Origin of the sequence: Corynebacterium pilosum DSM 20521 = CIP 103422 (assembly GCF_000373805.1) — a bacterium.
Classification (GTDB): domain Bacteria; phylum Actinomycetota; class Actinomycetes; order Mycobacteriales; family Mycobacteriaceae; genus Corynebacterium; species Corynebacterium pilosum.
The window spans coordinates 1-22,032 of record NZ_KB892461.1; the positions used below are offsets into that span (position 1 = coordinate 1).

Here is a 22,032-nt window from a genome sequence, read left to right on the forward strand (position 1 = left end):
GTTCCGGTCGCCGTGCTGGTAGCCGAGGTGGGCATCCATCTCGGCGTTGAGGCCCCGGTTGATCGAGGCCTGGAGCAGGCCCCGGACGAGATCGTTGGCATCCGTGGTGGAGGTGCCGAGCTCGTCGATCAGCTTCGCCATCTCAGGATTGGCGAGGAGCTTTTCCTCGATCGCTTTGATCTTTGCGGAGTCCTCTGGGTTTCGTCGTGCCACGGTAGTCATTCTGGTTCATCTCCTTGGTGTGAGGGGAATCCCTCACACACAAACCATCTGACACCCTCGGCTTCGGGCGTGCGCCTACGCAGCATCTTGGGTGCAGATTTCGCTATCGCGCGTGACGACGAGCACGTGCCCGCTTTGGCTGCTGGGGTCACGGTGGTGACCGGTGATATTCCGGAGGACCTGTTGACCGCTCCGCGTGACCGAGTAATCGTGGCTCCGCACTCCGCTGACTTATTTTCGGGCACGGTGGCCAGCAATATCCACGAGGACCAGGATGTGATTAACACGGCCTTGTACGTTGCTGCTGCCGACGATATCCCTGGAGGTGCCGAACGCGAGGTAGGGGAGAACGGCGGGCAACTGTCCGGCGGCCAGCGCCAACGCGTGGCCCTTGCCCGCGCAATTGCGGCTGATCCAGATATTTTGGTGCTGCAGGACCCGACCACCGCCGTGGACTCCATCACAGAACAGCGGATCACCGAACGCGTGGCACGCCACCGCGGCGAAAAACCTACCGTGGTCTACACCAACCAACCGGCCTGGAAACGTGTGGCCACCCGCGTCGAGGAGGAGGTGGAGCAGCCATGAGGTTTCCCCTCGCTACTTTTGGAGAGGTGCGCCGGACCCTGGGGCAGCACATGCGGCAGGTCCCAGGCGCTCGTCGTGACGCGTCCATCGCCCTGATCCTGCTGACGATCGGAGCTTTTGCCAACGTGTCGGTGCCGCGGATCTTGGGCGGGATCGTCGATATCGTCATCGAAGGCCGCGGGGTTGGGGCACTTGCCGCAGCCGGCGGGGTGTTGGTGGTCGTGGCTTTACTGGCGGCGGCACTGAGCGCTGCGGGTTTTTACCTTGTGGCGCGCATCGCTGAACGCGTGATCGCGGACCTGCGCGAGTCCATGGTGGGAACGGCGCTCGGCCTGCCGGTGCACCGCGTCGAAGAGGCCGGCACGGGCGATCTGGTGTCGCGGTCCACCGACGATGTCTCTGAGCTGTCCAAGGCCGTGACCGAAACGATCCCCGTGATGGCGTCCAGTGCGTTTACGCTTGGGGCGACACTAGTGGCCCTGGTCACGCTGGATTGGCAGTTCCTGCTCGTCCCCGTGGTGGCCGCGCCTGTGTATATCATCGGCGCGCGGCGTTACCTGCGCGTGGCCCCGCAGCGCTATGCCGGGGAGCGCGCTGCCATGGCCGAGCGTGCCCGACGCATCCTGGAGGCGATCCACGGCCGCGAGACAGTGCGCGCTTTTCAGATGGAGAAAGCGACGCACGACCGGATCTATAGCTCATCGATGGACGTGGTCACCCGTGGGTTTTCCGCACGTTCGACGATGACCACATTGCAGGTGTGGATGAGTTGCGGAGAATTCCTCATGATCGCCACGGGGCTGTTCGTCGGGTTCGTGACTGTGCAGTCGGAGGCGTTGTCGGTCGGCGCGGTGACCGCCGCGATGCTCATGCTGATTCGGTTGCGCGGCCCGATCATGGGCGTGATGCGCGTGCTCGACACCGTCCAATCCGGTTATGCCTCTTTAGCCCGTATCGTCGGAGTGACCGTGCACCCACCGGCCCCGGTGCCACCGGTTGGTGCTCCCGAACCGCGCGGGGAGGTCGTGATGGATCACGTGAGCTTTGCTTACAACGACACCGGCCTCGCCCTCGAGGACGTGAGCTTGCACATCGCGCCAGGCCAGACCGTCGCCGTCGTGGGCGCATCGGGCGCTGGCAAAACCACCGTGGCTGCCTTGGTGGCGGGCCTGCGCGTGCCGATGACCGGCTCTGTCACCATCGATGGCGAGCATGTCCACGAGCTTTCCGACGATGAACGCGTGGCACGTATCGCGCTGGTGTCGCAGGAGGTCTACGTCTTTTCTGGGTCGCTACGCGATGACCTCACGTTGGCGCGCCCCGAGGCGACCGACAAGGAGCTGGTAGAGGCCCTTCGTGCGGTGGGTGCCCAGTGGTACGAGGAGCTTGCCGATGGGCTGGATACTATTATCGGGGCCCGCGGCCACCAGCTTGAGCCTTACGAGGCGCAGCAGCTAGCGCTTGCCCGCATCCTATTGCTGGACCCGGCCGTGGTGGTGATGGATGAGGCCACCGCGGAGGCAGGCTCCTCGCACGCAGCGAACCTGGAGCACGCCGCGGCTCTGGTGGCGCGCGACCGGGCAGCGCTGGTTGTTGCGCACCGCTTGGACCAGGCTCGGCAAGCAGACACCGTCATCGTGATGGATAATGGTCGTATTATCGAGTTGGGGACCCACGATGACTTGGTGACGCGCGGTGGCGCGTACGCCCGCATGTGGGACGCGTGGCAAGAAGGACGAGACGAGCAGTGAAAAACAGGCACAAGACACCGTGGTTGAAGCGCACAGCCGCGGTGCTGAGTGTTCTCGGTGTGTTGGGGGTGGCCGGCTGCGGTTTTCCTTATGATGACGATGAGCTGCGTGACATCAACGACGCTTTTAGCGACACGCTGCAGCCGGAAGAGACATCAACAGAGAGCCCTACTGAAGCCGCCACGGAGACCAACACCGAGACCGAGACGCAGACGACCAGTGCGCCGAGCAACTCCAGCCAGTCGATCACCGTCGACGGCAAGAAGCGGACCTACTCGGTGACTGTCCCGCCGGAGGCCTCGGAGGGGACCCGGCTCCCGCTGATTTTCGCCTTTCACGGCAAGGGCGAAACCTCGGATGTACTGAGAGACTATTCAAACCTGGACCGCGCTCGCGCGTACGTGGTCTACATGGATGGGATTGATAAGGCATGGGCACCCGCGCCCTATGCACAGACCACGGGTGAGGAAGACTTAAAGTTTGTCGACGAAGTGCGCAAGAAGATGATCGCCGACTACAACATCGATACCGCACGTGTCTTCGCCACCGGGTTGTCCAACGGCGGTGGCTTTGCTGCATACGTGGGATGCCAGCGGCCCACGGCCTTTACTGCAGTGGCTACCGTATCGGCGGCGTACTACTGGAAAGTCTCCGATAATTGCTCCGTGATCCCCATGAAATTATTGGACATTCATGGCACGAACGATTCCGTTATCTCCTATGAGGGAGGCAGCCGGCATGGCACCGCCTATAGCTCGATCCCACAGATCCTGGACGATGCAGCGCGGCGCAATCATTGCACAGACTCAGTAACCATCAGCCAGATGGGCAGCAACGGGGTCAAGCAAAAATGGGATGACTGCGATGCGCCACTGGAACACATCCGGATCGGCACCGGCACTCACACGTGGCCGGGTGGGGAACGGGACCCGAATGAGAATGCGCCGAAAGACATTGGGACGGAACAGATTCTGCAGTTCTTCGGCGTTTCCATGCGTGAGAAATAATGCTTCATTCTCCGGGATGGGGTAGTGCCAGGTAGTATGACGCCCATGGCACCTGAGGACGGACCACGCTTCGCAACCATCATCTACAACCCTGTCAAGGCCACACGACGTGAGCTTGAGGCGCTTGCCATGCAGTACGGCGATGGTTACAGCGAAATCCATTGGGAAGAGACCACCGAGGAAGACCCCGGCTACTCTCAGGCGCAAAAAGCAGTTGCAGAGGGTGCCGATGTCGTCGTTGCGTGCGGTGGTGATGGCACCGTGCGCCTTGTCGCTGCAGCGCTTGCGCACACCGATACCTCGCTGGGCATCATCCCCGCAGGAACAGGTAATTTGCTCGCGCGCAACATCAAGCTTGATCCCGAATTCGACAAGTCAATGGAAACAGCACTCCAGGGCGCGGAGCGTTCTATTGATGTGTGCTACGCGAAGGTGGATCGCCCCAATGCCGACGAGGAGACGTTTCCCTTCGTCGTGATGGCGGGTGTCGGTATCGATGCGCAGATGATCAAGAACACCGACGATGATCTGAAGGCGAAGATCGGATTCCTGGCCTACGGCGTGGCTATTGCGAAGTCGCTCAAGGGCGGCGATCGGATCAAGTTAATGCGTCGCATTGATCGCGGACGCTGGCGCACGGCACGAGCACACAGCGTGATCGTCGGCAACTGCGGTGACCTAGTGAACAATATCGTGCTGTTACCGGACGCGATTCCCGACGATGGCAAGCTTGACGTGGTCATCATGCGCCCTAGGGGACTCTTCGGGTGGCTCCATATCTTCGGCCAACTGGCGTACCAGATGGTCCAAAAACTTTTTTATACCCTCCGGGGCCGCGGTGCCGAGGTCGATGGCGAGGACAATAATTCGAAGTCTTTGCGCTACCTGCAGGGAAAGCGGATCGACGTGAAATTCTCCCACCCCGAAGAATTCGAAGTTGACGGCGACCCCGCAGGAACAGTCGATGGTTTCAGCGTGACCGTGGACCCTGCGGCACTACGGGTGCGTGTACCACGGCGCTAGAGCTTTAGGACTTGCGCACGATCGAGGACTTCAACGTCATGGCGCCGAAACCGTCGATTTTGCAATCAATATTGTGCTCGTCGGTCGTATCGATGAGGCGGATGTTGCGCACTTTCGTTCCGGCCTTGATGGGCTGCTGAGCGCCTTTGACCTTGACGGTTTTTACCACGGTGACGCTGTCGCCGTCGGCAAGCTCGTTTCCTACGGAAGCCTTAATCACTACGGGTCCGTCGGCGGCATCTGTGTCGGCCCTAGCCGCGTCAGCGCTCCACTCATGGGCGCACTCGGGACACACCAACAGAGGATCCATCTCATAGGTGTACTCACTGCCACATTCTGGGCAGGGCGGCAAAGTGTCTACTGTGTTTGCAAAGTCAGTCATAGCTTTTGACCATACAGCTAGACCATGCAAAAGGCAGACGGCAGGGGACTGCGCCCGGTGGCCGCTAATACCAGGTCCAACTTCTCTTCTGGGGTAGCGATGTCCGCGATCAACGCCAGACACTGTTTCAGTGTCTCCATCGTCGTTTCGGGAACCTGGACTCCGATTGCCTTGGCTAGGTCGATCGTATGGACGCTGATTTCGAAAGCTCGGGTCTCGATATACGTTTCGATGTTGATGGTGCCGGACCCCGTATCAAGTAGCGCAGTAATAGCAGTTTTATCGAGGCGAGCCATGACTCGCTCGATGATCTCGCGGATGGTTGTTACGGGCTCGTCGCCAAGCTTCTCTCCGGCACCAGGCCCACGCTCAAAGTCGAACTGCGGGTCGGAGGCCACGTGCCTGGCTGCACGATAGTACCCCCGGCAGACTTCAGCTTGGGCAGCCCGGTCATCCCGTTCGCTTCGTCGAGGAAGTGCTCGATAAGCAGATAGGCCCGGGACGTGTGCCCCAGCAACGCGCGGACTGACCAGTCACCGATCGCCGGCTCGTCGAGGTGCTCGTGCACGGCTGGCAGAATCTCGATGAGTCCGCCGGTTGCAGCATTAAGCCAAGAACGTGAATCCATACGCCATAGGCTAGTGGGTTAACGAGGCCCTCGGGAGGAATTAGGTGTGTGCTTTCCAACAGAAAGGCGCCGTGGCCTCTGGCCACGACGCAATAATCTTTGTCGGACTGACAGGATTTGAACCTGCGACCCCCACACCCCCAGTGTGGTGCGCTACCAAACTGCGCCACAGCCCGTCTTCACCGCGCATGCAGTGTTAACAGGTTACAAGGTTACAACACTGTCATCTGCTATACCTAATCGGCACCTCAATCGACCTCGCCGGAGGAATAGACCCACTGGCCATCATCTAGCCGCCGGAAAGCAGAGCGCTCTCTTTGAGATCCCACCTGCCCGTCCACAGTGTAGAAAGCTTCAAACTCGACTACACCTTCGGCATCGAAGAAGCCCCCGGCGCGCTTATCGATGATCACAAGCCGCTCGAACTGCACGGGTGAATCTGCCCAACCGAGAGAATCCGGCCGCGTGTCAGGGTCCCAGGTGCGCAGCAAATAGTCCTCATCCCCAGTCACGAAAGCGGAGAACCGCGAGCGCATCAACGCTTCAGCGGTCGGGGCTGCTGTGCCGCGGTGGAAAGGGCCGCAGCATTCGTCGTAAAGCATTCCTGTGCCGCATGGGCAGGACTTATCCACGGGGCTGGCCTTCCACGTCGACGATCTTGTGCTTGTCCAGGATGGCGTTCGCCTCTGAGTTTCGGGCGGCGTCGAGGAGGGTGCGTCGCTCGGTGTCGGTCAGGTTGCCGATGAATGTGAACCTGCGCTCGAAGGTGGCGCCGGTGATGTGGGTGACTTCGACGCGAACGTCCTCAAGCTTCATGCCCTTGGCTGCCTCGCGGACGGCCTGGGACGCGGAGGTAGCGATCGCAGCCATGAACAGGCCCTTGGATGTTACGCCTTGACCCTTGCCGCCCTTGTTCTTGGGCCGGTCGGTGGTGATCGCGCGGTTCGAGGTGCGCACAATATCGCCGTACCTGGTGCCGCGGGCGGTATAGGAGATGGCGTTGTCGTCCCCGGTGGGTTCAGGCGTGAACTCAGGGACGATGTATTGCTTGGCCCAGGAGACGATCATGTCGGCGGCGCGCTGCGCGGTGCCTTGGCGGGTGACTAGGTGGTCGGCCTTGTCTAGCGCCACAAGCGACTTCGGGTAGCGGGTGGCAAGGAAAATGTTCTGGGCGTTGTCGATGCCCACGGTTTGGTCGATGGGGGAGTGCACCAGCAACAGTGGCGCGCGCAGGCCGGGCAGGTAGGCCTCCGGATTGGTGTCGGCGAGGTCCTCTAAGAAGCCGCGGGAAATCACCAGGTCCTTGCCGCCTAGGGTGACCGTGACGGCGCCGTTTTCGTCGGCTTCGGAAATTTTATCGGCGTAGTGCAGGACGGAGTGCGCGGGATCGAAGGGAGCGCCCAGCGTCGCCACGGCCTTCAAGGAGGGGATGCGGTTGGTGGAGGCGGCTTTCAGTGCGGCTGCACCTCCCAGTGAGTGTCCCATCAGCAGCTGCGGAGCGCGGTGGTTCTCAGCCAACCACGCGGCGGCAGCAGCGATGTCATCGACGTTGTGGCTAAAAGACGTGTCAGCGAAATCGCCCTCGGACTGTCCTAGGCCCGGGAAATCGAAACGCAGCGTGGCGATTCCAAACTCCGTCAACCGCTTTGAAATTCGCGACGCGCCCGGCGTATGGCGTGAGCCGGCGAAGCAGTGCGCAAAGATCGCGTAGGCCTCGGCGGGCCCATCGGGCCGGTCGATCGTGCCGGCCATCTTCAGGCCTGTCGATGATGGGACGATGACGTTCTCTGACTTCATAGTGGGTTTCCTCCGCGCGATAGTGATTATCTGTAACGAGTTTAGGCGAAGCAGTTCTGAAGACGCGCAGCCTTGTCACGTAAAGTCGTGGGGAGAAGATTTTATCGCGGAAAGGGTTGCGCAGGTATGGCTGCATTCGACTGGTTCTGGAAGGCGCTCGGCGCTTCGTCGGAACGCAATACGAAGAAGTCCAAGGGGATCGTCGACAAGGCGCATTCGCGTATCGACGAGCTCAGCTCGCTTTCCGACGAGGACGTATCCCAGCGTGCCCGAGCGCTTGTCGAAGGCGGTCAGATTACTGACAAGGCGGAGTTTCTCGCGCTGCTGACGGTTGCCTCGCAGCGGACTTTGGGCATGACGCCGTTTAACGTGCAGAACCAGGCGGTGCTGCGCCTGCTGGAAGGCGACGTGATCCAGATGGCTACCGGTGAGGGCAAGACGCTGGTCGGTGCGATGGCTGCTACCGGCTTCGCGCTGACGGGCAAGCGCACGCACGTGATCACGGTGAACAACTATCTGGCTGAGCGCGATGCGGAATGGATGCGCCCCCTGGTCGAGTTCTTCGGCTTGAGCGTGGGCGCGGTGACGGAAAAGACCCCGCGCGAGGCACGTGCTGAGATTTATCGTCGCGACGTGATCTACGCCCCAGTGACCGAAATCGGCTTCGACCACTTGCGCGACAACCAGATCACGCACCGCTCCCAACTTGTCCAGGCCCCGGCCGAGGTGGCGCTCGTCGACGAGGCCGACTCCGTGCTTGTCGACGAAGCCCTCGTGCCTCTCGTGCTGGCCGGTTCGGAGCCTGGTGTGCAGTCCACCGGCCTGATCACCGATGTAGTCAGCCACCTGCGTGAAAAAGAGCACTACACGATCGACACTGAAGGCCGTAACACGTTCCTCACCGATGCCGGCGCAGACGCGGTGGAACGCGCCTTGGGAATTGACTCGCTGTACTCCGACGAACACATCGGCACCACCCTGGTGAAGGTCAACCTGGCACTTCACGCCAAAGCGTTGCTGCTGCGGGACGTGCACTATATCGTCGCCGACGGCAAGGTCGCGCTCGTCGACGCCTCCCGCGGACGTGTGGCTGAGCTGCAGCGGTGGCCGGACGGGCTCCAGGCCGCTGTGGAAGCCAAAGAAGGCCTTGATGTCACCGAGGGTGGCCGCATCCTCGACTCGATTACACTGCAGGCCCTCATGCGCCGCTACCCAACGGTGTGCGGCATGACGGGTACAGCGGTGGAGGCCACCGATCAGCTACGACAGTTCTATGATCTGCATGTCTCTGTCATCGATCGCGACAAGGAGCTGCAGCGTTTCGACGAAGCCGACCGCATTTACCACACGATGGAGGACAAGAATCACGCGATTGTGGAGGAGATCGTCCACATCAACTCCACAGGCCAGCCGGTGCTCGTCGGCACGCACGATGTTGCGGAGTCAGAAGCCTTGGTCGATGCGCTGCAGGAACGCGGCATCGCGGTCAACGTGCTCAACGCCAAAAATGACGCGGAGGAGGCCCGCATCATTGCCGAGGCCGGCGACTTGGGGCGCGTGACCGTGTCCACGCAAATGGCCGGCCGCGGCACCGATATCCGCCTGGGCGGGGCCGACGAATCTGATCATGATGCCGTAGCTGAGCTCGGCGGATTGGCAGTGATTGGCACTGCACGGCACCGCACGGCACGTCTGGACAACCAGCTGCGCGGGCGCGCCGGACGCCAGGGTGACCCCGGCCTGAGCCTCTTCTTCGTCTCGCTGGAGGACGACATCGTGACCACCGGTGGGGCTGACGAGGAACTCACCGTTCACCCAGCAGCCGACGGGCGCTTGACCTCCAAGCGTGTGCAGGACTTCGTCGAGCACTGCCAGCGCGTCACCGAAGGTCAACTCCTGGAGATCCACGCCCAGACCTGGAAGTACAACCAACTGCTCGCAGACCAGCGCGAGATAATCGACGAACGCCGCGCCACTCTTCTGGACAGCGACAAAGCTTGGCAGGAATTGGCCCAGCGCGCCCCGGAACGCGCGGCTGAGTTGGAGGCGCTGGATTCGTCGATATGCGAACAAGCAGCCCGCGACATCATGCTCTTCCACCTCGACAACGAGTGGAGCGAGCACCTGGCTCACATGGATGACGTGCGCGAATCGATCCACCTACGCGCGATCGCACGTGAGACACCGATCGACGAGTACCACCGCATTGCAGTCGGCGAGTTCAAGCAGCTGGCGCAGCGCGCGGTCGACGCCGCGGTGGACACCTTCCGAGAGGTGCTTATCGACGAGGATGGCGCGCACCTTGAGGATGCTGGTTGGAAGCGCCCGAGCGCAACGTGGACCTATATGGTCTCCGATAATCCGCTCGCGGGAAGTGGAAATTCGGTAATCTCGGGTATTAGCAATATGTTCCGTTAAGAACAGCTGTTGTTGATCACCGCTGGTGGTAGCCACTTGGGGTGATTAAATAACACAAGATTGTGTTGCAATCGGCACGATCGGGCTACGTATCGCTATGATTGTAAGCAGCACTCAAAAGTTGAAAGAACCGTCAGGAGATGTAATGAGCCAAAACACCGGTACCCCCGAGCAGCAGGTTGAAACCACCTCGGTCTTCCGCGCCGATTTGCTGAAGGAGATGGAAAACGGTGCAGGCACCAGCTCTGAGAACCAGGGTGTCGATAACCTTCCTGAGGGCGCGGCGCTGCTGGTAGTAAAGCGTGGCCCGAACGCTGGTGCCCGCTTCCTGCTCGACCGTGAAACCACCACGGCAGGCCGCCACACTGAGGCAGACATCTTCCTGGATGATGTCACCGTTTCTCGTCGTCACGCGGAGTTCCGCAACAATGGCGGCGAGTTCGAGGTAGTGGACGTGGGCTCCCTCAACGGCACTTACGTCAACCGTGAGCCACGCAACTCCCAGGTTCTGGCATCGGGCGATGAGATCCAGATTGGCAAGTTCCGCTTGGTTTTCATTACCCAGGGCTAAGGTGGCCCGAAAGGATCACGGTCGCCGCACGCCGCGTCGGCGGCGGTGGGCGTGATCGACGCATGAATCAATAAGACCGTTAATACCGATGATGGATCCGCCCAGGAATGGATGCGGATCCCCGAGATAGAGCAAGAGACCTTTAGTGAGCGCAGTCCGTAAGACCCAATCGCGTCCCACCCCTTCTCGGGCAGGGAAGAAACAGGGCAAAAAGACCATGTCAATCGGCGTGGTCATTGAGCGCCTGCGCGAGGAATTCCCGGACGTCACCGTCTCTAAAATCCGGTTTCTCGAATCGGAAGGTCTCATCACCCCGCAACGCACGGACTCCGGATATCGCCGCTTTACCGACGATGATGTTGAGCGGCTGCGCTACATCCTGGTGACCCAGCGCGACAATTACCTGCCGCTGAAGGTGATCCGCGAGCAGCTAGAGGCCATGGACTCCGGCCAGGTCACGGCTATCCTGTCGGCCGCGGACGCGGAGCCCATCATCTCGCCGGAAAGCTTCCGGGCCCCGGCGCCGACTCGGTTGACTGATACCGATGTGGCTGAACAGGCAAACACGACTGGTGAGCAGATTCTTGAACTGGTCAACATTGGTGTCTTGAGCCCCGATGCTTCCGGCCTATTTACCGCCGATGACGTACGTACGGCGACTACCGCGCTGGCGCTGATGGAGTTCGGTTTTGATGCGCGGCACCTGAAGTCTCTGCGCAATGCCGCGTCCCGGCAAGCGGACCTGATCGGGCAGGTCGCTGGGCCCGTCGCGAAGTCCCATAAGGAGACCGCTAAGGCACAAGCCGAGGAAATCGGCCAGCAGATGTCCGCGCTGGTTGTTTCCCTGAACGCGTCACTGGTAAAAAACGAACTGCGCAACCGACTGGACTAATACCAGGACGGCTAGACTAGGGGACCATGACTATGGTCCCCTTAGATTTTTATGGCGTACACACGCTTGGCCCCGAGAATTTTGTTTGCGTGCTGTTGCATAGTCGCGAACGCGACCGTGTCCTGCCGGTGTGGATCTCGCCGGTCGAGGGAGCTCGTCTTGCTGCACGGCAGGCCCAGTGGGAGCCCGACCGCCCCGATACCTATGACCTGTTGGCCTCAATTATTACGCAGAGCACGTCCGGGGCGACCGCGGTGGAGATCACCAGCTACTACAACGGCACGTTTATTGCTGAGATCCAGATGCAGGATGGGGAAGAGATTGATTCCCGAGTATCTGACGCGGTCCTGCTCGCGCAGTTGCTAGATCTGCCGATTTCTGCCGATGGGCTCGTCGTTTCTCAGGCCGGCATTTGGGTCTCCCGCGAGGACGCGCGCCAGCATTTCGGTATCGATCTGCCAGAGCCTTTTGAGGACGTGGGGCAGGCTGACGCATCGGCTAGTGGTGACGCAACCGCGGATGAGGAATTCGCGGAAATGATGCGCAACATGGGCGTTGATGCAAGTGATCTTGGCGCCGATGACGCGGATGGTGCAAATGATACGGATGTGACTAAAGATGACAACGATGAAAGTTAAGTCTAAACTTGAAGTTGAGGGTTAGAGTTCGGCGTGTTATCGGCGCTAGGGCTTGACCAACGTCTACGCTTGACATTTAATAGCCATAAGGCGCTTTGCCAAACACCACGGGAGTAATTACGTGACTAGCAACGAAAACGACAAGGGCAACCAGCCCGTCCAGGAGTCCCTCTTCGACCTCGGCCCCTCCGACGAGGTGGGGTACCGCGTGCCCATCGCATGCCAGGTCGCCGGCATCACCTACCGCCAGCTCGACTACTGGGCACGCACGGATCTGGTGAAGCCGTCGATCCGTGGCGCGCAAGGCTCCGGTTCCCAGCGTCTCTACTCCTTCAGGGACATCTTGGTCCTGAAGATTGTGAAGCGCCTGCTGGATACTGGTATTTCGCTGCAGAACATTCGCCTGGCCGTCGATAAGCTACGCGACCGCGGTGTCAACGACATCGCAGAGATCACGCTCGTGTCCGATGGCACGACTGTCTACGAGTGCCGCAGCACCGACGAGGTCATCGACCTGCTCGGCGGGGGACAGGGCGTGTTCGGAATCGCTGTTCCGGGCATCATGAAGGAACTCACTGGCACGATTTCTTCCTTCCCATCTGAGCGAGTGGTCCCAGAGGAAGACAACGTTGTTTCCATGGACGAACTCGCGGCACGTCGTCGTCGGAAGTCCTCTTAAGGAATCGTTTGCCGTCACTCCCGCGGCACGATCAGCCACAATAAACCCCGTAACCACTTCTCGTGGCTATGGGGTTTCCGCGTTCCTAGTTCACTTCGGCGGCTGCCTGGACTGCGGCGGGGATGTCCCCTGCTGCATCTACGGTGGTAGCGCTGGTGGCCAGGCGTGCCAGAGCATCATCGGCGGGCGCATCGCCCACATGAACCACTGAGAGGCTCACCCCCTGAGCCAGGAGAGGCTCAAGCGCGGAGACATAGGCCTCATCGCTACCTGCATCACTTGTTCCGGCAGTCATCACGACGATGCGGACATCCTCATCGAAGCCAGCCACCGCCTCGACTGCCGCGCGTACCGCCTCCCGCGTGTTCGACTGTCCGCCAACACCAAGCCCTGCCGCGCTTTGTCCGACAGCATCCTTCTTAGAGGTGAACTGGACGTTGGAGCGCCAGCTCTTCGTCACACCAGGGTTCAACGGTGACGAGTAGTTCCACAGCGCTACCTCATGGCCCTCATCAATCACGGCGTTGGCGGCCTCACCGACTGCTCGGCTCGCGCTGTTCACGTATGGGTCCATCGCGAGCGAAGTATCAAGAAGGAAGAGGGTGTCGATCGCCTCTCCATCAGCACTAGACTCGGTTACCCCAGAACTGGGGTTCGGCGACGCGGCGGAAAAACCTCCCGCGACTTCAGCTGCGGCCGTCCATACGGCAGGATCGATCTCTACGGCCTCCTGTCCACCTTCGAAGGCTTCGGCGGCGAATTCAGCAAAGTCTGAGCCTGCCCGTGCTTGGTCTTCGCTCACCCCATCGCTGGCGGCCAAGGGGATCGCGGAGTACACGACCTGCGAGTCACCCAGTGCGGCGAAGTTCTCACCGGAACCGGACTCGGTTGCGGCTTGGTAGGCGCCGCCGGTCGTCTCCAGCGCGGTGCGCGCCTGCTCCGGTGTGTCCGTCAATACGGTTGCTACAGTCGCAGCGACAGCAGCATCGGATGCGGCAGAGTAATCCACGTCCTCGGCGGTGACGGCTTCAGGGTTCTGGATCGGCGAGCCAGCAGTCAAGCCCACACGCTCGGCGGCCGCGGCCTCGCGCTCCGAGGTCGAGGCGGCGCGGGAGGCATCCTCGAGTGCCTGGTCAGTCAGCGGCGAATCAGGAGCAACGACAACCGCAGCGGCTGCGATGTCGTCGACAAGTTCCGGCTGAACACAGTAATCGCGCACCACCGGCTGCGACTCGGCGTACTTATCGACGATCGGACGTGCGACCTCCTGATTCACCGCGGCGATCGGCAAGGTGAGATCCCCGGAGACGCAATCCGGCTGCGCGTTGGTGTCGGCGGTGTCATCACGGACGAAAAAGAACCATACCGCAATCGCGATAATCGCAGTGATCGCGATCAACGTTGCGATGGCACCTTTCGACAGGCTGTAGTTATTCTCACCGCTGCTGTGACGACCCACATTGCCTCCTCAAGCAAAAATTGCGCTATTACCCGCATCTTACCTAGTCAAGCGCGTGATCGAGTACAGCGACAAGCTGAGTTCGCAGATCTTTCCCGCGCCGCGCCAATTCGCGCTGTCTACGCACATACTCCGCCTTACCTGCAGCCGTCTCAATGGCCACCACACCCCACCCAAGCGCGGCGCAGTCATAAGGCGAGGCCTCCATGTCCAGCCGACGCGCCGCCACTGCCAGCTCAAAACAATCTAAGAGCAATTCGCCTGGGCATGCGGGACCCAGTTTGAACGCCCACTTGTATAAATCCATCGTCGCGTGCACACATCCGGGCTGCTCATGGCAGGTGCGTTCGTCGGAACGCAACACAGTCAGGTTCAGCGGGCGGGCAGGTTCGGTGAAGAAGCGATACGCATCGTAGTGCGTGCAGCGCAGGGTGTGCTTATCGACGACCGCATCAGTTCCTTCCGCACCCAAACGCAGCGGGAGACTGTGGCGTGGTTGACCGTGGTAGACCATCGCCCACTCGTGCAGCCCGAAGCAATCAAATTGTGCCGGTCGTGAGGCCGTGGCCACGAGTAACTCGCGGATCTGTTCAAAGGCGCGGCCCCGGCGCGCGAGCAAACTGTCGCGGTCCACCCGCACGGTCGATTTTTCTGTGACGTAATCGCGCCAACCAGCATGTTTGCTGTCGGCGGCATCGCAAAGATCGACTCCGATGCCAGGGTGCCACTTATATAAGTGGCTTGCCCGCATCCGGTAGTAATCGAAGAGGAAATCAATCCCCGCGTGGTTCTCGCCCCTGCGGCGGCGAGAGAGGTAAGGCTCCACCCAGGTGGCGGCACGCGCAAGGTGATCGTCGTTAAGCGCGCGCCACTGCTCACGTGCAAGTTGCATGCTACTGGTCTTCGTGCGTCCAGTCGGAGACCGTGCCGACGTACTCCTCGATGAGGTCTTCCAAAGCGATCAGGCCGACCAGTTCTCCCTTGACGCGGACCTGGCCCATGTGTGCGCTGCGGCGGTGCATGGCGGTCAGGGCCTCGTCGAGGGCGCCGGTGCCGTCGATGATGGTCAGCGGGCGAATGCGGTCGTAGGGGATCATGGTGTCCTCGGAGCCCTCCTCCAAGAGGTCGAGGACATCCTTGACGTGCAGGTAGCCCAGCAAGGCGTTGGATTGCCCGGAGATGGGGTAGCGGGAGTAACCGGTTTCTTGCACCCCGGTGATCACATCGCTGAGCGCCACGCCGCGCGAACGGTAGGGGATGGTGTACACGTCGTCGATGGGGATCATCACGTCCCGAAGGCTGAGCTGGTCGTTCTGCAGCGCCTTCGCCAGGCGCTCGGTCTCCTCGGCGTCGAGAAGGCCCTCTTGGCTGGACTCCTGGATCATCGTTGCCAACTGCACTTCGTCGACTGCGGAGTCCAGCTCGTCCTTTTGCTCCACGCCTACCGCGCGCAGGGTGATGCGGGCGACCCAGTTCAAAAACTCGATGAGGGGGCGGGTGATCTTCACCCACACGTCCATGGCGGGCGTCAGCCACATCGCCAGCGATTCTGGGCCGGCGATCGCGATATTCTTCGGGATCATCTCGCCAAACAAAATGTGCAGGTAGGTGATGAACGCTAGGGCGATCACGAAGGAGATCGGGTGCAGGAGATTGTCCGGAATGCCGAGGGCAACCATCGGCGCTTCCAGGAAGTGGGCGACGGCAGGCTCAGCGACCTTACCTAGCACCAGCGAACAGATCGTGATGCCGAACTGCGCTCCGGCAAGATAAATCGACAGGTGCTCGGTGGCGTTCTCCACGCGCCGTGCCGCCGGCTTGCCTTGGGCGACCAGTGCTTCGAGGCGGTCTCGTCGAGAAGAAATCAGCGCGAACTCGGCGGCCACGAAAAACGCGTTAGCAAGCAGCAACGCGACGATCAGAATTATGGTGGTCCAAACTCCCATTACTTATACTCCTCCGCGGCCTCGTTGCTGATCGGTGTCAAGATTGCGCGGTCGACGCGGCGGTCATCCATCACAGTGACACGCGCGATCCATCGTCCGCTGATACCGGATTCAAATTCCTCCATCGCATCGTTTTCCGTCTGGGGCAGCAAGACCACATCGCCGACCTCGGGCACAGCACCCTTGGCGGCCATGATGAGCCCGCCAAGGGTTTCGTAGGGCCCGTCCGCGGCGGTATAGCCGATCTTGTCCGGTAGCTCGTCGAGACGCACCAGCCCGGCGACCTCCCAGGAAGCGCCGAAGCGCTGGAAGTCACGCTCTGATTCGACGTCATCGTACTCGTCGTAGACCTCGCCCAAAATTTCCTCGACGAGGTCCTCGATGGTCACCAGCCCCTGGGTGCCGCCGTATTCATCGGCGACCAAGACCACCTGGGAGCCCGCGGAACGCACCTTGTCCAGCACGGAGTCCCCGTCGAGGGTGCCAGGCACGAAAGGCACGGGCTTCGCAAGCGTTTCCAGGCGCGTGGTGGCGCGTTCGGACTTGGGCACCGAAAAGGCGTCCTTGATGTGCACCACGCCGACCGTTTCATCGAGGTCGCCGCGGCGCACGGGGAAGCGGGAGTGCCCGGTTTCGCGGGCTAAGGCAATGAGGTCGTCGACATTGTCATCGGCATCCAGCGAGTTAATCGTCGAACGCGGTGTCATCACCTCGTCGGCAGTGGTCTCGCCGAAGCGCAGCGAGCGGTCCAGCATGGCTGCTGTGGACGCGTCCAGCCCGCCGGCCTCGGCCGAGTTGCGCACCAAGGCACCCAGCTCGTTAGCCGTGCGTGCCGACGCCGGCTCATCCGAAGGCTCAAAACCCAGCTTGCGCACGAAGAAGTTCGCGGACTTATTCATCGCCTGGATAAACCACTTGAATATGGTGTTGAACCAGTGCACCGGTGGGACAACGAATCGCGCGACGGTCAGCGGGTCTGTAATCGCCCAGTTCTTTGGCACGAGTTCGCCGAAGACCATCGACAGGAATGTCGCCACGATCAGGGCGAGCACGAGGGCTACGGCGCTTGAGGACGATTCACTCAGCCCAATCAGTTCCAGCAGGGGAGTGAAGTACTGGGCCAACACTGGCTCTGCGAGGAAACCCGTGGCCAAAGTAGTCACGGTGATGCCTAGCTGCGCGCCTGACAGAACGAAAGAGAGGTTCTGGTAGTCGCGCTGGACTGCCTTCGCCCGACGGTCGCCCTTTTCCTTAACGTGATTGTTAATGGTGGAGCGTTCCATACCGGTGAGCGCGAACTCAATGGCGACGAACATACCTGTCGAGGCCGTGAGCAGCACGAAACCGATCAACGAGAGAATCGATATGACTATGTCCATTAGTTGTTCGACGCCACATCAGGGTTTAGGTCGAGCGTCCATTCTTCCTTGGTTTCCGTCGCCCGGATCTCGAGCGTCCGTTATTCCTACCACGGTTCGACCCCGATCCACCGCGTAGGGAACGATTCTGGTTGCGTTGATTGCGGCCAGCACCGTTACCCTTCTTCGGGTGTGTCGCCTGCCCGGGAGGAGGAAGCGGAGACCCTTCGGGTTTCCGCGCTGAGGTAATTCTAACCAACTCCTCTGAGTCAGGGGTGACCCGCACCGCCTTTGCCTCGACCCCAGCCTTTTTCAACAGTGCGGCGACTTCTTTTTCCTGGTCATCCATGACCAAAGTGACGACAGTTCCGCTGGTTCCTGCACGCGCGGTGCGTCCCGCACGGTGCAGGTAGGCCTTGTGCTCCGCAGGCGGATCGAGGTGGACGACGAGCGAGACATCGTCGATGTCAATGCCGCGCGCAGCAATGTCGGTAGCCACCAGAACCGGGGTGCTGCCGTCAGCGAAGCCCTCGAGGGCGCGCGTCCGGGCACCCTGGCCCTTATCGCCGTGGATGCCATCGGCGTGAATCCCTACGCGGCGTAGCTTCTTCACTTGGCGGTCCACACCATGTTTGGTGCGCATGAACATAATCGTCTTGCCCTCGCGCGCCGCGATGCGCAAAGCGATTTCGTTACGCTGCTCCCTGCTACCGACAAGCAGCCGGTAGTGATCCATCGTGTCCACGGAGGCCTCAACGGGCGCGGTGGAGTGAGTCACGGGGTTGTGCATGTAGCGCTGGACGAGCTTATCGACGTCCCCATCCAGCGTTGCCGAGAACAGCAGCCGCTGCCCATCTTTCGGGGTGCGGTCTAGCAGCTTACGGACCTGGGGGAGAAAGCCCATATCGGCCATCTGGTCGGCCTCGTCGATCGCGGTGATCTCCACCTGGTCGAAAAACAGCTTCTTCTGGTTGAGCAAGTCTTCGGCACGCCCGGGCGTTGCGACGAGCACATCGACCGGTGAGGCCAGCGCACGAATGTGCTGGTTGATGTTGACACCACCCACGATGTCGAGCATCCGCATGCCCAGTGCTGCTGCAGGCTCGTCGAGACGCTCGCGGACCTGGCTTGCAAGTTCGCGGGTAGGGGTCAGGATGAGACCTCGCGGATGCCCGGGGCGTGAGGGTGCGCCGGCGAGGCGGGCCAGCATCGGCAAGCCGAAGGTGAAGGTCTTGCCAGAACCGGTAGGCCCGCGGCCAAGCACGTCCTTACCGGCGAGAGCGTTGGGGATCGCCGCCTCTTGGATGGGAAATGGTTCAGTGATTCCTTGCTTGTTAAACACGTTAACGATCTCACGTGGCAAGCCAAGGTCGGCGAAAGTAGTCATTGTCGCGAGTGTAGCCGGAATAGCCCACCCACCGTTAATGAACGGGACTGTGTTCGGACCGTGTTCACTCAGGCCCAAAAGGTCTAGCGCGGGCAGGTCCCCGACATTCCGTGGAAGATCAGGAACCTGCCCGCGCTAGAGAGCAGGGAACTTTTCGGCCTTACTCGATCGTGGTCTCGGAACGGTCACCGGACCACTCGGTGTGGAAGGTGCCCTCCTTGTCGATGCGCTTGTAGGTGTGCGCACCGAAGAAGTCACGCTGGCCCTGGACGATCGCTGCCGGCAGGCGATCGGAGCGCAGCGAGTCGTAGTACGCCAATGAGGAGGTGAACACTGGTGCTGGCAGGCCCAGGCGGGTGGCGTAGACCACTACGTTGCGCCAGGAATCCATCAGGCCTTCGAGTTCACCGTTGAAGTATGGGTCGAGCAGCAGGGAGGCAAGCTCAGGGTTCTTGTCATAAGCCTCCTTGATGCGCTCCAGGAAGACTGCGCGGATGATGCAGCCGTTGCGCCAGATCATCGCCATGTCGCCTGGGTTGATACCCCAGTTGTACTCGTCGGATCCAGCCTTGATCTCGTCGAAGCCCTGTGCGTATGCAACGAGCTTGGAAGCGTAGAGGGCCTTGCGGACCTCCTCGACAAAGTCATCCTTGGAGATGCCCAGATCATCGAAGGACTTCAACGCGCCGGTCGGCAGGTTGCCCTGTGCCGCCTTGCGCTGGTCCAGAGAGGAGCTCAGGGCACGTGCGAACACGGCCTCGCCGATACCGGTGGTTGGGATGCCCAAGTCCAGGGCCTCCTTGACTGTCCAGCGGCCGGTGCCCTTCTGGCCGGCAGCATCCAAGATGACGTCGACAAGCGGCTTACCGGTCTCCGCGTCAACCTGACGCAGGACCTCCACGGTGATCTCGATCAGGTAGGAGTTCAGGTCGCCCTTGTTCCACTCAGCAAAGATGTCAGCGATCTCGGCTGGCTCGAAGCCAGCGCCGTAGCGCAGCAGCTGGTAGGCCTCGCCGATGACCTGCATGTCTGCGTACTCGATGCCGTTGTGGACCATCTTCACGAAGTGGCCAGCGCCATCGGGGCCGACGTGGGTGACACATGGGGTGCCATCGTCGGCACGCGCTGCGATCTGCTCGAGCAGAGGGCCAAGGGTCTCCCAGGATTCCTTCGGGCCGCCCGGCATGATCGATGGGCCCTTCAGCGCGCCCTCTTCGCCACCGGAGATGCCGGCGCCGACGAAGTGGCGGTTGCGCTCTGCCATTTCCTTCTCGCGGCGGATGGTGTCATTGAACAGCGCGTTGCCGCCGTCAATGATGATGTCGCCGTCGTCCATCGCGTCTGCCAGCTGGTCGATCACCGCATCGGTAGCGTTACCCGCCTGGACCATGATGATGGCCTTACGTGGCTTCTCCAGCGAGTTCACGAACTCTTCGATTGATTCGCTGGCGACGAAATCGCCGGTCTCGCCGAATTCTTTCATGAAGTCTTCGGTCTTGGAGTAGGTGCGGTTGTAGACTGCAGTCTTAATATCACGGGATGCGAAATTACGTGCAAGGTTGGAGCCCATGACTGCAAGGCCCACAACACCGATCTGTGCAAGGTTGTTATCTGTGGTCATAGTCTCAACCATACTCGTGAGTGAGACGCTTTTCAGCAATAATTCCCTAAACGTACTACCTATTCCCATTTGGGGGTAGAAAGAGCGAACAATGATGTACGAAACTCTTATCAACGCAGGGCAGCGCGCGCTTAACGACGAAGAGCTCGCCGCAGTCAACGCCCAACGCCCAGTCTTCGACACCTTCATCGGCACGACATTTACTTCTATCGGGTGCGATGGCGTCGATGCCGAAACCAAGGTCACCGAGAACGTGCTCCAGCCAGCAGGCCTGGTCAATGGGGGAGTCCTCGCTGCCATCGCCGAGTCAGTCGGATCAGTCGCAGGCGTGAAAGCGGCGCTGGCGCCCGTGGTCGGCATGAGCAACTCGACGGACTTCCTCCGCGGCGTTAAAGACGGCACCATCGAGACCCAGGCGCGCCCCGTCCACATCGGCAAGACCACTCAGCTGTGGCGAATCGAAATGCGCAACAACGGGAGACTCGCCGCGGTGAGCCAACTGCGCACCATGGTCCTGCGGGAGAAAAACTAGCTAGATCCAGTCATTGCACTTGAACCACCACAGCATCAGCAACACCACTGCCAGCATGAGCAAAAGCGCGAAAGGGTAGCCCAAGTCCCAGGCCAGCTCCGGCATGTCCTCAAAGTTCATGCCGTACACACCCGCGATGAGGGTGGGCCCAGCGACCATACCGACCACGGCCGAAATGGTGCGCATATCCTTATTCTGCTGCAAGGTCACCTTCGCCACCGAGGCATCAAGCAGCGAGGACAGTCGCTCGTCGAAACCCGTGACCTGGTCCGTCACGCTTAAAACGTTATCCTGCACATCGCGGAAGTAGCTCCGCAATGGCTTCGACAGGAGGTCCTTGTTCGCACTCAAGCCTGTCCGCAAGGCGGCCCGAGCGGACGGACGGCGTGACGCATCTCCAGGATCTCACGCTTATACATGTAGATCTTGTCGATATTGATCTTCTTCTGGGGCGTAAACACCTCATTTTCAACCTCGTCGACGTCCTCCGAAAGCTCCTGAGTAATCCGCGCATAACCCTCGACGATGGCATTGGCGATCTTCCACGCCACAGCGCCCGGCCCCAGCGCCGCCGTTTCCGGTTCCCGGTCGAGCTCATCAGCAACGTCTGGCAACGCAGCTTTGTGGCGCACCGTGATGATGAAATCCGGGCCCACGAGCATCTGCACTTCACCTGTTGAAATGATCTGGCGCGTATCGACGACCTCTTCATCATCCGTGTACTTCACCGAGTGGACGACGAAGAACAGTTGATCGTCGTAACGCTCCACCTTCGGCCGTTGATGCGCAGTCACCGCATCCTCGACGATTAACTCATGGATCCCGAAAGCGATCGCAACCTTGGTCATCTGCTCGTCGCTCGGCTCATGCAGGGCAAGCCACACAAAGCCGTTGTCATGTTCGCGGGCTTTCTCCAAGGCGGAATCGATCTGGTAATCGCCGGCTAGGCGCAGACCGTCGTGAAAAACACGGCAATGGTCGATGGCACGTTCAACGGGCACCGAAAAACGCGTACGAGGATCACCAGCAGGTTCACTGGGCCTCAACATTCGTCGCGGTAAACGAGGTGGCATGTCAAGACCTTTCCGTCAAAGGGTTAAGACAAAGCGTAAGTTTACGCTTCCCTATACTGG

The 22,032-nt window shown here is 60.7% G+C and carries 23 protein-coding genes, 1 tRNA gene and 1 pseudogene; 10 read left to right on the forward strand and 15 right to left on the reverse strand.

Annotated features, from left to right (window positions below; all coding sequences use genetic code 11):
* Positions 1-222: pseudogene (locus B097_RS13730) on the reverse strand (IS256 family transposase); the annotation flags it as partial.
* 69 nt (positions 223-291) lie between these two features.
* Between B097_RS13730 and B097_RS13810 the strand changes: the two are divergent.
* From B097_RS13810 to B097_RS0107470, 4 genes are read left to right on the forward strand one after another with little or no spacing between them, the layout of a single operon-like run.
* Positions 292-810 (forward strand): ATP-binding cassette domain-containing protein, encoded by a 519-nt coding sequence (locus B097_RS13810; RefSeq protein ID WP_018581908.1) that lies wholly within the window; start codon positions 292-294, stop codon positions 808-810.
* Complete coding sequence (locus tag B097_RS0107460; RefSeq protein WP_026254378.1) at positions 807-2,561, forward strand: ABC transporter ATP-binding protein; 1,755 nt, start codon at positions 807-809, stop codon at positions 2,559-2,561. Before B097_RS13810 ends, B097_RS0107460 begins: the two co-directional genes overlap by 4 nt.
* Complete coding sequence (locus B097_RS0107465; protein ID WP_018581910.1) at positions 2,558-3,568, forward strand: CE1 family esterase; 1,011 nt, start codon at positions 2,558-2,560, stop codon at positions 3,566-3,568. Before B097_RS0107460 ends, B097_RS0107465 begins: the two co-directional genes overlap by 4 nt.
* A gap of 45 nt (positions 3,569-3,613) precedes the next feature.
* Positions 3,614-4,591 (forward strand): diacylglycerol/lipid kinase family protein, encoded by a 978-nt coding sequence (locus tag B097_RS0107470; RefSeq protein WP_018581911.1) that lies wholly within the window; start codon positions 3,614-3,616, stop codon positions 4,589-4,591.
* A gap of 4 nt (positions 4,592-4,595) precedes the next feature.
* Here the strand turns inward: B097_RS0107470 and B097_RS0107475 are convergent, their stop codons facing one another.
* The 6 genes from B097_RS0107475 to B097_RS0107495 form a co-directional block, all read right to left on the reverse strand.
* Positions 4,596-4,973, reverse strand: a complete 378-nt coding sequence (locus tag B097_RS0107475; protein WP_026254380.1) for a zinc ribbon domain-containing protein YjdM — start codon at positions 4,971-4,973, stop codon at positions 4,596-4,598.
* A 17-nt stretch (positions 4,974-4,990) separates the two neighbouring features.
* A complete protein-coding gene (locus B097_RS0107480; protein WP_018581913.1) occupies positions 4,991-5,371 on the reverse strand; it encodes a DinB family protein in 381 nt (126 codons plus the stop codon).
* Positions 5,299-5,601: a hypothetical protein gene (locus B097_RS13490; protein ID WP_048402998.1), complete on the reverse strand. Its 303-nt coding sequence runs from the start codon at positions 5,599-5,601 to the stop codon at positions 5,299-5,301. The genes B097_RS0107480 and B097_RS13490 overlap by 73 nt, the downstream gene beginning before the upstream one ends.
* Before the next feature lie 102 nt (positions 5,602-5,703).
* Positions 5,704-5,777, reverse strand: a tRNA-Pro gene (locus tag B097_RS0107485).
* A gap of 72 nt (positions 5,778-5,849) precedes the next feature.
* Positions 5,850-6,203, reverse strand: a complete 354-nt coding sequence (locus tag B097_RS0107490) for a YchJ family protein (protein WP_018581914.1) — start codon at positions 6,201-6,203, stop codon at positions 5,850-5,852.
* Positions 6,204-6,225: 22 nt separating this feature from the next.
* Positions 6,226-7,398, reverse strand: a complete 1,173-nt coding sequence (locus B097_RS0107495) for a bifunctional alpha/beta hydrolase/OsmC family protein (RefSeq protein WP_018581915.1) — start codon at positions 7,396-7,398, stop codon at positions 6,226-6,228.
* Positions 7,399-7,524: 126 nt separating this feature from the next.
* Between B097_RS0107495 and secA2 the strand changes: the two genes are divergently transcribed.
* From secA2 to B097_RS0107520, 5 genes are all read left to right on the forward strand, one after another.
* Entirely contained in the window at positions 7,525-9,816 is a 2,292-nt protein-coding gene (gene secA2, locus B097_RS0107500) for an accessory Sec system translocase SecA2 (RefSeq protein ID WP_018581916.1), read from the forward strand.
* A gap of 145 nt (positions 9,817-9,961) precedes the next feature.
* Positions 9,962-10,387, forward strand: a complete 426-nt coding sequence (odhI, locus tag B097_RS0107505; RefSeq protein WP_018581917.1) for an oxoglutarate dehydrogenase inhibitor Odhl — start codon at positions 9,962-9,964, stop codon at positions 10,385-10,387.
* Between the two features lie 145 nt (positions 10,388-10,532).
* Positions 10,533-11,279 carry a transcriptional regulator FtsR gene (gene ftsR / locus B097_RS0107510; protein ID WP_081618029.1) on the forward strand — a complete coding sequence of 249 codons (747 nt, stop codon included), beginning with the start codon at positions 10,533-10,535 and terminating at the stop codon, positions 11,277-11,279.
* Positions 11,280-11,305: 26 nt separating this feature from the next.
* Positions 11,306-11,917 carry a bifunctional nuclease family protein gene (locus B097_RS0107515; RefSeq protein WP_026254382.1) on the forward strand — a complete coding sequence of 204 codons (612 nt, stop codon included), beginning with the start codon at positions 11,306-11,308 and terminating at the stop codon, positions 11,915-11,917.
* Between the two features lie 121 nt (positions 11,918-12,038).
* Positions 12,039-12,596: a MerR family transcriptional regulator gene (locus B097_RS0107520; protein WP_018581920.1), complete on the forward strand. Its 558-nt coding sequence runs from the start codon at positions 12,039-12,041 to the stop codon at positions 12,594-12,596.
* An 85-nt stretch (positions 12,597-12,681) separates the two neighbouring features.
* Here B097_RS0107520 and B097_RS0107525 read toward each other — a convergent pair whose 3' ends face one another.
* The 6 genes from B097_RS0107525 to gnd all read right to left on the reverse strand — a co-directional run bounded on the left by B097_RS0107525 (position 12,682) and on the right by gnd (position 20,367).
* A complete protein-coding gene (locus B097_RS0107525) occupies positions 12,682-14,055 on the reverse strand; it encodes a vWA domain-containing protein (protein WP_018581921.1) in 1,374 nt (457 codons plus the stop codon).
* Between the two features lie 43 nt (positions 14,056-14,098).
* Positions 14,099-14,947 carry a hypothetical protein gene (locus tag B097_RS0107530; protein ID WP_018581922.1) on the reverse strand — a complete coding sequence of 283 codons (849 nt, stop codon included), beginning with the start codon at positions 14,945-14,947 and terminating at the stop codon, positions 14,099-14,101.
* Position 14,948: 1 nt separating this feature from the next.
* Positions 14,949-16,001 (reverse strand): hemolysin family protein, encoded by a 1,053-nt coding sequence (locus B097_RS0107535; RefSeq protein WP_018581923.1) that lies wholly within the window; start codon positions 15,999-16,001, stop codon positions 14,949-14,951.
* Positions 16,001-17,380: a hemolysin family protein gene (locus B097_RS0107540; RefSeq protein ID WP_026254383.1), complete on the reverse strand. Its 1,380-nt coding sequence runs from the start codon at positions 17,378-17,380 to the stop codon at positions 16,001-16,003. Before B097_RS0107540 ends, B097_RS0107535 begins: the two co-directional genes overlap by 1 nt.
* Positions 17,381-17,405: 25 nt before the next feature.
* Complete coding sequence (locus B097_RS0107545) at positions 17,406-18,746, reverse strand: DEAD/DEAH box helicase (RefSeq protein ID WP_018581925.1); 1,341 nt, start codon at positions 18,744-18,746, stop codon at positions 17,406-17,408.
* A gap of 160 nt (positions 18,747-18,906) precedes the next feature.
* Complete coding sequence (gene gnd, locus B097_RS0107550; RefSeq protein WP_018581926.1) at positions 18,907-20,367, reverse strand: NADP-dependent phosphogluconate dehydrogenase; 1,461 nt, start codon at positions 20,365-20,367, stop codon at positions 18,907-18,909.
* 91 nt (positions 20,368-20,458) lie between these two features.
* Here gnd and B097_RS0107560 point away from each other — a divergent pair, with 91 nt between their 5' ends.
* On the forward strand, positions 20,459-20,899 hold the full coding sequence (locus B097_RS0107560) for a PaaI family thioesterase (RefSeq protein WP_018581927.1): 441 nt from the start codon (positions 20,459-20,461) through the stop codon (positions 20,897-20,899).
* On the opposite strand, the gene B097_RS13845 is transcribed toward B097_RS0107560, so the two are convergent.
* Entirely contained in the window at positions 20,900-21,250 is a 351-nt protein-coding gene (locus tag B097_RS13845; RefSeq protein ID WP_336884564.1) for a CorA family divalent cation transporter, read from the reverse strand.
* Positions 21,247-21,900: a CorA family divalent cation transporter gene (locus B097_RS13850; protein ID WP_336884563.1), complete on the reverse strand. Its 654-nt coding sequence runs from the start codon at positions 21,898-21,900 to the stop codon at positions 21,247-21,249. Before B097_RS13850 ends, B097_RS13845 begins: the two co-directional genes overlap by 4 nt.
* Positions 21,901-22,032 lie beyond the last annotated feature (132 nt).